The 13,153-nt window shown below is 59.2% G+C and carries 11 protein-coding genes; 4 read left to right on the plus strand and 7 right to left on the minus strand.

Translation table 11 applies throughout. From position 1 onward, the window contains the following. Together VGC62_RS18000 and VGC62_RS18005 are read right to left on the minus strand one after the other, a co-directional pair. A partial coding sequence (locus VGC62_RS18000; protein ID WP_331188432.1) for an aldehyde dehydrogenase family protein occupies positions 1–284 on the minus strand: 284 nt, incomplete at its 3' end. Between the two features lie 319 nt (positions 285–603). Continuing rightward, entirely contained in the window at positions 604–738 is a 135-nt protein-coding gene (locus VGC62_RS18005) for a hypothetical protein (protein WP_331188433.1), read from the minus strand. Between the two features lie 190 nt (positions 739–928). Between VGC62_RS18005 and VGC62_RS18010 the strand changes: the two genes are divergently transcribed. The 4 genes from VGC62_RS18010 (at position 929) to mnmH (ending at position 6,119) form a co-directional block, all read left to right on the plus strand. Continuing rightward, positions 929–1,576 carry a LysE family translocator gene (locus tag VGC62_RS18010; protein ID WP_331188434.1) on the plus strand — a complete coding sequence of 216 codons (648 nt, stop codon included), beginning with the start codon at positions 929–931 and terminating at the stop codon, positions 1,574–1,576. 110 nt (positions 1,577–1,686) lie between these two features. Beyond that, a complete protein-coding gene (treS, locus tag VGC62_RS18015) occupies positions 1,687–3,756 on the plus strand; it encodes a maltose alpha-D-glucosyltransferase (protein ID WP_331188435.1) in 2,070 nt (689 codons plus the stop codon). Positions 3,757–3,978: 222 nt separating this feature from the next. Then, on the plus strand, positions 3,979–5,013 hold the full coding sequence (gene selD, locus VGC62_RS18020) for a selenide, water dikinase SelD (RefSeq protein WP_331188436.1): 1,035 nt from the start codon (positions 3,979–3,981) through the stop codon (positions 5,011–5,013). Continuing rightward, positions 5,013–6,119, plus strand: coding sequence for a tRNA 2-selenouridine(34) synthase MnmH (gene mnmH, locus VGC62_RS18025; RefSeq protein WP_331188437.1), 1,107 nt, complete (start codon positions 5,013–5,015; stop codon positions 6,117–6,119). Before selD ends, mnmH begins: the two co-directional genes overlap by 1 nt. 33 nt (positions 6,120–6,152) lie before the next feature. Here mnmH and VGC62_RS18030 read toward each other — a convergent pair whose 3' ends face one another. The 5 genes from VGC62_RS18030 to VGC62_RS18050 form a co-directional block, all read right to left on the minus strand. Further along, complete coding sequence (locus tag VGC62_RS18030) at positions 6,153–7,208, minus strand: permease (RefSeq protein ID WP_331188438.1); 1,056 nt, start codon at positions 7,206–7,208, stop codon at positions 6,153–6,155. Positions 7,209–7,505: 297 nt separating this feature from the next. Then, positions 7,506–9,122 carry an ABC transporter ATP-binding protein gene (locus VGC62_RS18035; protein ID WP_414705820.1) on the minus strand — a complete coding sequence of 539 codons (1,617 nt, stop codon included), beginning with the start codon at positions 9,120–9,122 and terminating at the stop codon, positions 7,506–7,508. A 1-nt stretch (position 9,123) separates the two neighbouring features. Beyond that, positions 9,124–10,146, minus strand: a complete 1,023-nt coding sequence (locus VGC62_RS18040; protein WP_331188439.1) for an ABC transporter permease — start codon at positions 10,144–10,146, stop codon at positions 9,124–9,126. Further along, positions 10,146–11,213: a microcin C ABC transporter permease YejB gene (locus VGC62_RS18045; RefSeq protein WP_331188440.1), complete on the minus strand. Its 1,068-nt coding sequence runs from the start codon at positions 11,211–11,213 to the stop codon at positions 10,146–10,148. The genes VGC62_RS18040 and VGC62_RS18045 overlap by 1 nt, the downstream gene beginning before the upstream one ends. Position 11,214: 1 nt before the next feature. Next, a complete protein-coding gene (locus VGC62_RS18050; protein WP_331188441.1) occupies positions 11,215–13,113 on the minus strand; it encodes an extracellular solute-binding protein in 1,899 nt (632 codons plus the stop codon). Positions 13,114–13,153: the final 40 nt, after the last annotated feature.

Genomic DNA, 13,153 nt, shown 5'->3' on the forward strand with positions numbered 1-13,153 from the left:
AACGCGGTTTCCTGACAAACGATGGCCACGAAGTCATCGCCCAGCGCGTCGAGTTCGTCGGCGATGGCTTCAAGAAATTCAGCGCGACGTGCCGGGCTCAATTGACGATAGGCAGGGAACGCGTCTTTGGCGGCGAGGGCGGCAGCGTCGATTTCTGCGTCGGTGGCCTGATAAAAACTGTAGGGCAGTGCTTCGCCAGTGGTGGCGTCGAGGCTTTTATGTTGTGGTTCGCCGAGGGCGCTACGGGCGCCAGCGATGAAGTTCTGGCCGAGAACGGTAGGCATCTGCTTCTCCTTTTGTTTTTTTGAACGGGATTGGTTTGGGCTGCATCGGCCAAGCGTGGGGCCTGGATTTACATTAAATGCGCCGCTGCACTGAACACGAGCTGAAGTGATGTTGACGGACATCATACAACTGCATTTTTTTACTCGCAAGGCGCAGGTGGCGACCGACAGGCTCACGGTAGGATTGGTACGTCACGCTCTCACAAAGGTTTCATGAGTCAGGTTTTGTTCAGGCATATGGCTCATCGGTACTGATGTATGCCTTCCTGAGTCGGATGGCGCAACGGCAGGATGATCGCCTCCCATTTCTTCAGAATATTCAGGCGGTCAGCTCTATGCTGGGCTGGCGCGAGTAGGTGTCGGAAATGGTCTTGTGTGAAAACCCGAGTTGTTCGGCCAGGTCCTTGCAGCCCTGAATGATGAAGTTCCAACGTAACTCCTGGCGACGGCGCAAGGCCCAATGGTCGGCCAGGGATTTTAGCCGTGGCTGTCGACGTCACAGTAGTTGTGTAGAAAAAAACCTGTAATTGGTCTAAAAAATGGCCTGATTTTCTCCAAACCACCATCGGCAAGCCATTGCAAACTCGATATCCTGCTGCGCGTTTCATACAGCTGCCTTAAATCTTTATTCGACGGAACCCGACATGGAATTCACCAGCGGCTTTTTGCTGAGCCTTTCTTTGTGCCTGGACATTGGCGTGGCCAACATCGCAATGATCACGCTGGCAATGCAGCGCGGTTACTGGCAAGGATTCTGGCTGGGGTTGGGCACCTGCTTCGGTGACTTGTTCTACGCGATATTGGCGCTGGCCGGGATGACGGTGTTGTTGCAATACCAATGGGTGCGTTGGGGCCTATGGATTGGCGGCTCGATGTTGCTGATCGGCTTTGCCGTGAAGATGCTGCTGGCAGCGATGAGCAGCCATACCGCGCTGGCCACCGAGGGTGATGTGGTCAGCCGCTCGTACTTGAAAGACTTTTCTCGGGGTGTGTTTCTGGCGGTGTCCTCGCCCACGGCAATCCTATGGTTTGCCGCAGTAGGCGGGACGCTGATTTCCCGTGCGGGTGGTCACGGTACGCTGAGCACCGGTTTGTTCTTGTCGGGTTTCTTCAGCGCAGGGGTCGCCTGGTGCGCCTTCATCTGCTTTGCCGCGAACCACGGTGGGCGATTGCTGGGTGACCGGCTGCTGAAGTATTCCTATTGGGTGTCGGCGGCTATTTTTTGCTACTTCGCGGTGTACGTGATCGTGTCCGGTTATCACGAGTTCATCGTCAATGCGGCGCGCTTTTGATCGCAATCACTTCATTATCAGAGTTCGGCGAAATCGCTCAGTCATGCAACGTTTCCATTCCCCTGCGCTCATACCCTTAAGCACTGGCGCAGACAAACGACTGGAGATTTATGACGACCCCGGACAAACAGTACGTGGACTGGCTGGTTGAGCAGTCGATGCTCAATGCCGCACAACAACGCGCAAAGCTCTACGGCGGCCAAGGTCGTCTCTGGCAGCGACCGTATGCACAGGCCCGGCCACGGGATGCATCAGCCATCGCCTCGGTATGGTTCACCGCCTATCCTGCGTCGATCATCACCCGCGACGGCGGGTCGGTGCTGGAAGCGCTGGGCGACGAAACGCTCTGGCACGCGTTGTCGGAGATTGGTATCCAGGGCATCCACAACGGCCCACTGAAAACCTCCGGCGGGCTCAAGGGCAAGCAACGCACCCCAAGTATCGACGGCAACTTCGACCGCATCAGCTTCGAAGTTGACCCGCAACTGGGCACAGACGCACAGTTTCTCGGCCTGAGCCGCATCGCCGCTGCGCACAACGCGATCATCGTCGATGACGTGATTCCATCCCACACTGGCAAGGGCGCGGATTTTCGTCTGGCTGAAATGGCCTACGAAGAATATCCCGGTCTGTACCACATGGTGGAGATCCGCGAAGAGGACTGGCCGCTGCTGCCCGATGTCGCTCACGGTCGTGATGCGGTCAACCTGCCGCCGGCCACGGTAGACATGCTCAGGGACAAGCACTACATCGTTGGGCAACTGCAACGGGTGATCTTCTTTGAGCCTGGCGTGAAGGAAACCGATTGGAGCGCGACGCCGGTGGTCGTGGGTGTCGACGGTAAGCCCCGGCGCTGGGTGTACTTGCACTACTTCAAGGAAGGGCAGCCCTCGTTGAACTGGCTGGACCCCAGTTTCGCCGCGCAGCAGATGATCATTGGTGACGCGCTGCATGCCATCGATGTGATGGGGGCTCGGGTATTGCGGCTGGACGCCAATGGCTTTCTCGGTGTCGAGCGCAAAGCCGACGGTACGGCGTGGTCGGAGAGCCATCCGTTGTCGATCACGGGCAATCAGTTGCTGGCCGGGGCGATTCGCAAGGCGGGCGGTTTCAGCTTTCAGGAACTGAACTTGACCATCGACGACATCGCCGCCATGTCCCACGGTGGGGCGGACCTGTCCTATGACTTCATCACTCGTCCGGCTTATCAGCACGCGTTGCTGACGGGCAACACCGAGTTTTTGCGCTTGATGCTGCGTCAGGTGCATCAGTTTGGCATCGACCCTGCGTCGTTGATTCACGCCCTGCAGAACCACGATGAACTGACCCTGGAGTTGGTGCATTTTTGGACGCTACACGCTCACGACCAGTACCTGTACCTGGGCCAGACCTTCCCCGGCAATATTCTGCGTGAGCACATCCGTGAGGAAATGTACGAGCGACTGACCGGCGAACATGCGCCGTATAACCTGAAGTTCGTCACTAATGGTGTGTCTTGCACCACCGCCAGCATCATCACGGCAGCCTTGGGCATTCGTGATCTTGAGACCATCACCAGCGACGACGTGACCAGGATTCAACACATCCATTTGCTGCTGGTGATGTTCAATGCCATGCAGCCGGGGGTGTTTGCGTTGTCGGGTTGGGATCTGGTGGGCGCCTTGCCGCTGCCGGCCGGGCAAGTAGCCCACCTGATGGGCGATGGCGATACGCGCTGGATTCATCGTGGCGCCTACGATCTGGTGGACATGGACCCCAACGCCGAGTTTTCGGCGGGGGGCATGCCGCGCCCGCAGACCCTATACGGCAGCCTGCCGGACCAGTTGCAGCGCCCGGATTCTTTCGTCTCGCAACTGAAGAAAATCCTCGCCGTGCGCCGCGCCTACGACATCGCCGCCAGCCGGCAGATTCTGATTCCGGACGTCGAACATCCGGGCCTGTTGATCATGGTTCACGAGCTACCTGCGGGCAAAGGCATCCAGATCACCGCGCTGAATTTTAGCGCCGATGCCATTGTCGAGACGCTGCACTTGCCCGGCATTGCACCGGGCCCGGTGGTGGACATCATCAATGAGCGCGTCGAGGGGGATTTGACCGAGGAGGGCGAATTCACCATTACCCTGGACGCATACGAAGGCTTGGCACTGCGGGTGGTGAGCACGGTGTCGCCAATGATCTGAAGCCGCTTTGACGGCGGCAGAAAACCCGAAGTTCGATGTTTCGCTGGAGTCTTTGATCAAGTCCGAATCGTGATCCCGAGCTTTTGTAAGCGCTGACGAGCCGCCGAAGGCTCGTCAGCTCCTACAGCAAATCTGAAGTGAGCCCCTCCAGAGATCCGCCACCAAGTCCGGGCCGCCCTGGCTCTGTTAGACTTCTGCGCCTCGATACTCAGGGGACTACCCATGAACGATCCGGTTCGTCTTACCCAATACAGTCACGGCGCGGGTTGTGGCTGCAAGATTTCTCCGGAAATTCTCGAAACCATCCTCGCCGGCAGCGGTGCGCAGAACCTCGATCCGCGCCTGTGGGTCGGTAATGCCTCCCGCGATGACGCAGCGGTCTACGCCATCGACGAAGAGCGCGGCGTGGTCTCCACCACCGATTTCTTCATGCCCATCGTCGATGATCCGTTTGACTTCGGGCGCATTGCCGCTACCAACGCCATCAGCGACATCTACGCCATGGGCGGCGACCCACTGATGGCCATCGCTATTCTGGGCTGGCCGGTTAACGTGCTGGCACCGGAAATCGCCCGCGAAGTGATTCGCGGCGGCCGTTCGGTGTGCGATGAGGCGGGCATTCCGTTGGCCGGTGGGCACTCCATCGACGCTCCTGAACCGATCTTTGGCCTGGCAGTCACCGGCCTGGTGGAAAAGCGCTTCATGAAGCGCAACGACACCGCCACCGTCGGCTGCAAGCTGTACCTGACCAAACCGCTAGGCATCGGCATTCTCACCACGGCAGAGAAAAAGGGCCTGTTGCGCGACGAAGATGTGGGGCTCGCGCGCGATGTGATGTGCGTGTTGAATAAACCCGGCAGTCGCTTTTCGAAACTCGCGGGTGTCACTGCGATGACCGACGTCACCGGTTTCGGCTTGTTAGGGCATCTGGTGGAAATGGCCGACGGTAGCCAGCTCACTGCACGCCTGAATGCTGCGGCGGTGCCGCGTCTGGGCAGCGTCGATTTTTACATCCAACACAATTGCATCCCTGGCGGTACTCATCGCAACTACGACAGCTATGGCGAACGCATCGGCGCACTGACCCAAGCGCAGAAACTGCTGCTGTGCGATCCACAGACCAGCGGCGGATTATTGATCGCGGTCGAGCCCGCCGAAGACTCGGCGTTTCTGAGCATGGCCACCGATCTGGGCCTTAACCTGTCGCCAATCGGCGAGCTGGTCGAGCGACAGCGACATGCTGTCGAGGTGTTTTGATGCGCGACAACAGCGCTCACTTTCACGACATTTTTCTTCATGACATTCCATTGATGGACGTACGCGCCCCGGTCGAATTCGAAAAGGGCGCGTTTCCCGGCGTGATCAACCTGCCGCTGATGAATGACAGCGAACGACAGAAGGTCGGCACCCGTTACAAGCAGGAAGGTCAACAAGCGGCGATTGAACTGGGTCATCGTCTGGTGTCCGGCGATATCAAGCAGGCGCGGATCGACGCCTGGACCGAGTTCACGGGCAAGCACCCCGAGGGCTTTCTGTACTGTTTTCGAGGGGGGCTGCGTTCGCAAATCACCCAGCAATGGCTCAAGGACGAAGCCGGCATTCAATACCCGCGGATCATCGGCGGCTATAAAGCGCTGCGCAACTACCTGCTGGGGATCATCGAACAGGCCGTCACGGAATGCGATTGTGTGCTGGTGGGTGGCATGACCGGTACCGGCAAGACCGAAGTGCTGGCGCAGTTGAACAACGCCCTGGACCTGGAAGGCCATGCCAATCATCGCGGTTCCAGCTTCGGTAAACGTGCGACGCCACAACCTGGACAGATCGATTTCGAAAACAGCCTGGCCATCGACATCCTGAAAAAGCGCGCCAGACATTTGCATCAGTTCGTGATTGAGGACGAGGGACGCACCGTCGGCAGCCGCGCAGTGCCGCTGGAGTTGTTCCGGACCATGCAGCAAGCGCCACTGGTGTGGCTGGAAGACAGTTTTGCTAGCCGCGTCGAGCGGATTCTCAAGGATTACGTGATCGACCTGTGCGCCGAGTTCATTGAGATGCAAGGGCTGGAATCCGGCTTCAATGGTTTTGCCGAACGCTTGAAACAGAGCCTGTCGAGCATCGTCCGGCGCCTGGGTGGCGAGCGCTATCAACGTCTGTCGGCCATCATGGACGCCGCGCTGGAAGAGCAGGCACGCAGCGGCAATGTCGACCTACACCGCGACTGGATCAGCGGCATGCTCAGCGAGTATTACGACCCGATGTACGTCTACCAGCGCAACAGCAAAGACCCGCGCATCGAGTTCGCCGGGGATCAGGCCGCTGTGATCGAGTACCTGAAACACAGAAGCCGCCGGGACGCATAAGGCCGGGCGGCTTCCTGATCTTGCGGGTAACGCTTACAGCAGCACGGCACCGATCAGCCCGCTGACGACGCCAATCAGCATGGTCAGCACGGCGACGGTCAGCAACACCCTGGCGTCGAACGATTTACGCAGCATCAGCAGCGACGGCAGGCTCACGCTCGGCAGGGTCATCAGCAATGCCACCGCCGGCGCGGTTCCCAGGCCGAGGGCCATTAGCGTCTGCACGATGGGGATTTCCGCTGCCGTCGGGATCACGAACAGCGTACCGACGATAGCCAGCGGGACCAGCCACAACAGACTGTTGCCCATGGCGCCGTCAACGTGCGGGAACAGCCAGACACGGGCTGCACCGAGGATCAACACTGCGACGATGTAAATCGGGATGGTGGTCCAGAATAGTTGCCACAGCGTCTTGCCCCAGCGGGTCAGCAGGTTGCCTTGTTGCGGGGTTTCGGCATCTACGACGGCCTCCACGGCCTCTTCCGGCAAGGGCTCGGCACGCGAAATGCGCTGCGCGACCAGCGAAACGCCGATCACTAATACCAGCCCGGCCGCCAGACGCAGGGCAGTGAAGCCCCAGCCCAGTACAAAGCCCATGAACACCAGCGTTGCCGGATTGAGCACCGGGTTGGCGATCCAGAAGGCCAGGGCGGCGCCGACCGATACGTTCTGCTTGCGCAGGCCGGCGGCGACGGGTGCAGCGCAGCAACTGCACATCATGCCCGGCAAGGCGAACAGCCCGCCGCGTAGGGTCGACCCGAGGCCGGCACGGCCGAATAGGCGCAGTAGCCAGTCACGCGCAATCAGGACCTGCACCAGCGAGCCCAGGATGACCGCGAGCACAGCGGCTTTCCAGATCGCCAGGAAATACACCTGGGCGTAGGCGAGAGCGGCAGCCCATGGGTTGGCCGGGTTGTCGTTGATGATCGAGGCGCCAATATTGTGGGTGTCGGCGGCGACGAATGACTTGAGGTAGTAGGGGGACCATTTGACGTAATACAAACCGATGGCGGCGACCAGCAGAAATACGACGGGTTTCCACCAGAACGACCAGCCACGGGACGGCGTGGCGAGCGGGATACTGGACATGTGGGCGATACCGGGCAAGGAGAGTTAAAACGCGATGATAGCCGCCGAGGCTGAAGATTGCGCGGATTGGGTGACATGGACGCTTACAGATCAGCGTCCAGCGATGACGACCTGCACGGCCATGGGGCTGATTTATTTATAGCGCTTCACCATCAATTAATCTGTCTTCCCGATTGGCTGGTGGGGACAGGTTCATTTATAAAAAAAGCGCGATATGGCTAGTGGGGACAGATTCATTTATCAAAAAGCGCGATAAATAAATCAGTCCCCGTCGATTCCTCCGTCGATTTCATGCCTTCAAACCGCAGTACCAAACACCAACCCCGACGACTTCAGCAACTCTCGGGTATACGGCTGTTGTGGATTGGCGAAGGTCTCCCGTGATGTCCCTTGTTCCACCACTTTGCCGTCCTTGATCACGATCAGGTCGTGGGCCAGGGCATGCACCACCGCCAGGTCGTGGCTGATGAACAGATAAGTCAGGCCATGGCGGATTTGCAGGTCGCGCAGCAGGGCGACGATCTGTTTCTGCACCGTGCGATCCAGCGCTGATGTAGGCTCGTCGAGCAAAATCAGCTCTGGCTCCAGCACCAACGCCCTGGCAATGGAAATCCGCTGGCGCTGCCCGCCGGAAAACTCATGGGGGTAGCGATGACGGCTGTTCGGGTCCAGACCGACTTCGCCCAGCACCCGAATCACCGTCTGTTCGCGTTCTTTCGGCGTACCAATCCTGTGCGTGAGCAAGCCTTCTGCGATGATCTGTTCCACGGTCATCCTCGGGCTCAGGCTGCCGAATGGGTCCTGAAACACCACCTGCATCTGCTTGCGCAACGGTCGCATCAGGTTCTGGCTGCGCAGGCTCAGCTCTTTATTGCCAAAACGGATGCTGCCTTCGGAGTCGATCAGCCTCAATATCGCCTGGCCCAAGGTCGATTTGCCTGACCCCGACTCGCCCACAATCCCCAGCGTTTTGCCTTTGAGCAGCTCGAAGCTCACCCCGTCCACTGCCTTCACGTACTGTCTTTCACGGCTGAACAACGGCTTGGGCAACGGGAACCAGACCTTCAACGCATCCACCGACAACAGCGTTTGCGGGTGCAGGCTCGGCACCGGTTCGCCGTCCGGTTCGGCGTTGATCAGCAGTCGGCTATACGCATGCTGTGGGTTATTGAACAGCGTTTGGCAGTCTGCCTGCTCGACGATTTCGCCAGCACGCATCACGCAGACCCGTTGCGCGATGCGCCTGACCAAGTTCAAGTCGTGGCTGATCAACAGCAAAGACATGCCCAACCGCGCCTGTAATGACTTGAGCAGTTCAAGGATTTTCACCTGCACGGTCACGTCCAGCGCGGTGGTGGGTTCGTCGGCGATCAGCAAATCAGGCTCGTTGGCCAGCGCCATGGCGATCATCACCCGTTGGCGCTGACCCCCCGACAACTGGTGAGGGTAGGCCTTCAGGCGCAGCAGCGGGTTGCGGATCCCGACCAGCTCCAGCAGTTCGAGGGTCCTCACCCGTGCAGCACGGCCCTTCAAGCCTTTGTGCAGTGCCAGGATCTCGCCGATTTGTTTTTCCACCGTGTGCAGTGGGTTGAGCGAGGTCATCGGCTCTTGAAAGATCATCGCAATGCGGTTGCCGCGCAGGCTACGCAGTTGCCTGTCGCTGGCATGCACCAGGTCCAGGCCGTTGTAGCAAATATGGCCGGTGGTGCTGACCGATTTTCCCGGCAGCAATCGCAGAATCGAATGTGCGGTCACCGATTTACCCGAACCCGATTCGCCCACCAATGCCAGGCACTCGCCGCGTCGAATGTTCAGGTTGATCCCATGCACCACTTCAGCGCCGTTGAAGGCGACCCGCAGGTCGCGGATTTCTATCAGGGGGCGCAGGGTGTCGTTCATCTCAGCGTGTTGCATATCAGCTCCTTGGGTCGAAAGCGTCGCGGCAGGCTTCGCCGATGAATACCAGCAGCGAAAGAATCAGCGCCAAGGCAAAGAAGGCCGTCAGCCCGAGCCATGGTGCTTGCAGGTTGCGTTTGGCCTGGCCGATCAACTCACCTAGCGAAGCGCTGCCCGCAGGCATGCCGAAGCCGAGAAAGTCCAGCGCCGTCAGCGTTGCAATGGCCCCGGTGACAATGAACGGCAGGTAGGTGAGGGTGCTGGTCATTGCGTTGGGCAAGATGTGCCGAACCATCAGCGCGCCGTCGGTCAGCCCCAAGGCTCGCGCAGCTTTGACGTACTCCAGATTGCGTCCACGGAGGAACTCGGCACGCACTACGTCCACCAGCGCCAGCCAGGAAAACAACGCCATGATCCCCAACAACCACCAAAAACTCGGGGCAACGAAACCGGACAAGATGATCAGCAAGTACAGCACCGGCAGCCCTGACCAGATTTCCAGAACGCGCTGGCCGATGAGGTCCGCCAGGCCGCCGTAAAAACCTTGAATGGCACCGGCGAACACACCAATGACGGTACTGATGGCGGTCAGCAACAGGGCAAACAGAATCGAAATCCGTGCGCCGAACAACACTCGTGCAGCCACGTCACGCGCTTGGTCGTCGGTGCCCAGCCAGTTCTGCGCGCTGGGTGGGCTGGGTGACGGCTGTTTCAGCTCGTAGTTAATGCTTTCGGCGCTGAAGGGGATCGGCGGGAACAGCATCCAGCCGCCCTTGGCCGCGATCAGCTTGCGCACGTAGTCGCTGGAGTAGTCAGGTTCGAACGGCAACTCGCCGCCAAAATCGGTCTCCATGTATTGATGCAACGTCGGGTAATACAGGTTGCCGTCGTAACGGATGATCAGCGGCTTGTCGTTGGCGATCAGTTCGCCGCACAGGCACACCAGCAACAGGGCGATGAAGATCCACAGCGACCACCAGCCGCGACGGTTGGCCTTGAAACGCAGGAAGCGGCGTTGGCTTTGGAGGGAGAACTGGAACATCACGCGCTCCTCGCGGAAAAGTCGATGCGCGGGTCGACCAGCGTGTAGCACAGGTCGCCCACCAGCTTGATCAACAAGCCAAACAGGGTGAAGAGCAACAGGGCGCCGAACACCACCGGATAATCCCGTGAAACGGCAGCTTCGTAGCTCATGCGGCCCAGGCCGTCGAGGCCGAAGATGGTTTCGATCAACAAGGAGCCAGCAAAGAACACGTCGATCAGTGCCTGGGGCACACCGGCAATCACCAGCAGCATGGCGTTACGAAATACGTGGCCGTACAGCACGCGGGTTTCGCTCAGGCCCTTGGCCCGCGCAGTGACCACGTATTGCCGGCTGATCTCGTTGAGGAAGCTGTTCTTGGTGAGGATTGTCAACGTGGCAAAACCACCGATCACCAGCGCACTGACCGGCAACACCAGATGCCACAGGTAGTCGCGCACCTTGCCAAACGCCGACAGGCTTTCGAAGTTTTCCGACACCAGCCCCTGGGCGGGAAACCAGCTCAGGTAACTGCCACCGGAAAACACCACGATCAACAGGATCGCAAACAAAAACGCGGGCGTGGCATAACCGATGATCACCAGGGTGCTGGACCAGACATCGAAGGCGCTGCCATGCCGGATCGCTTTGCGAATACCCAGCGGGATCGAGATCAGGTAGGTGATCAGGGTTGCCCAAAGCCCGAGCGACAGCGAAGTCGGCAGCTTTTGCAGGATCAGGTCGGTGACCTTGGCGCCGCGAAAGAAGCTGTTGCCCAAGTCCAGTTGCGCGTAGTTTTTCAGCATCAGCCACAGGCGTTCATGCAGCGGCTTATCGAAGCCGTAATGCTGTTTGATTTCCTCAATCAGCGCCGGGTCCAGGCCTCGGCTACTGCGACTGGTGCCACCAACAGCCGCGACTTCGCCGCCCCCGCCGCCGACCCCGTTGACACTGAAACCCTGAATCCGTGCGATGGCCTGTTCCACCGGACCTCCGGGAGCGGCCTGCACGATGAGGAAGTTGACCACCAGAATGCACAGCAGTGTGGGAATGATCAGCAACAGACGACGAATCAGATAGGCCAGCATCTCAATGAGCCTCCGCCGCGTGAGTGGACGTTTTGTCTTGGCTGGCCATCAGCTTGGCCATTTGCTCGTTGGTCAGCGCTGTCGGGCTGACTTCCCACCAGGTTTCCAGACCCACATCGTAGGTTGGCCCGACTGTCGGCATGCCAAAGCGATTGGCATAGACCAGCGGCGTACCTTGCGAGTAGTAGTTGGGGATCATGTAAAAGCCCCACAGCAACACCCGATCCAGAGCGCGGGCGTAATGCACCATTTCGTCGCGGGCGTTGGCCGCGACCAGCCCGTCAATCAAGCGGTCCACGGCCGGATTACGCAGCACCATGGCGTTGGAACTGCCGATTTGCGTGGCGCTTTGCGAGCCATACAGGCTGTACAGCTCGCGGCCCGGTGAGACGATCGGGTTGCCGTTCTTCGGCAGGCTGACCACGATCATGTCGTAGTCGCGGGCGTTGAGCCGGTTGATGTACTGCGCCGAATCGACCCGGCGAAAATCCAGGGTGATACCGATCTGCGCCAGCACCCGTTTGTACGGCAGGATCAAACGATCGAAGCCGCCCTGACCATCGAGAAAGCTGAACGCCATCGGCTCGCCGGCAGCGTTTACCAAACGATTGTTTTTTGGGTGCCAGCCAGCTTCGGCCAGCAGTTGCAACGCCTGTTTCTGCTTGTCGCGGATATAGCCGCTGCCATCGGTTTTCGGCGCGGTCCAGACCTTGCTGAACACCTCGTCGGGGATTTGGCCGCGCAGCGGTTCGAGAATTTCCAGTTCCCGAGCATCGGGCAACTCGGTGGCGGCCATCTCGCTCTTGGGCCAATAGGTCTGCTCGCGTACATAAAAGTTGCGCATGATCTGCCCATTGAGCCATTCGAAATCCCAGAGCATCGCCAGCGCCTCACGCACCCGGCGGTCCTGAAACATCGGCTTGTCGAGGTTGAATACGAAGCCTTGTCCGGCGACGGGGCGATCCTTGGCCAGGATGTTTTTCTGCAATCGCCCGTCGTCGATGGCAGGGCCTGAATAACCGACGCTGTAACCCGATGAGGAGAACTCTCGGTTGTAATCAAAGGCGCCGGACTGAATCAATTGGCGGGCGATTTCGGTATCGCCATAGAAGTTCACACTCAGGGTGTCGAAGTTGTACAGGCCACGGCTGACCGGCAAATCCTTGGCCCACCAGTCCTTGACCCGCTCAAACGTCACGCTGCGTCCAGCGTCGACTTTCGACACCCGATAAGGCCCGCTGCCCAGCGGCGGCTCGAAACCGCCGCCGTTGGCCAAGTCGCGGGTTTTCCACCAGTGTTCGGGGAGGATGCGCATCCCGGCAATGTCCAGCGCCAGGGTGCGGTTGAGGTTGTTCTTGAAATTGAAGCGAATCTGCCCCGGTCCCTCGATGACCACGTCGCTGACGTCGTCATACAGCGGTCGATAGCTGAAACTGGCCTTGGTCATCATCAGCTCGAAGGTGTAGCGCACGTCTTCGGCAGTAATCGGGGTGCCGTCATCGAAGCGTGCCTTGGGATTGAGGTAGAAGCGCACCCATAGGTTGTCCGGGTCGCGCTCCATTTTCTGTGCCACAAGTCCGTAGACGGTATATGGCTCGTCTAGTGAGCGGTAGGCCAACGGCGAGTAGACCCAGGTGTCGATCTGGATCACGTTGATGCCCTGATCCACATAGGGCATCAGGTAATTGAACTGGCCGATTTCTTCGGAGGACCGGCTGAGCGACCCGCCCTTGGGTGCGTCGGGGTTCACGTAATCGAAATGCTGGAAATCAGCAGGGTATTTTGGCGTTTCGCCATACACGGTCAGGGCATGACCGGGCGTTGCAAGAGACAACGCAGACACACAGCACAACACGCCGCCCAGTAGCAGGCGCCGCAATGAAATAGAAAAACACCACATGATCGGACCATCCTCGGTTTGCAGTTCTACGCACTTGAAG

Source organism: Pseudomonas sp. (genome assembly GCF_036404235.1).
In the GTDB taxonomy this organism is placed as follows: domain Bacteria; phylum Pseudomonadota; class Gammaproteobacteria; order Pseudomonadales; family Pseudomonadaceae; genus Aquipseudomonas.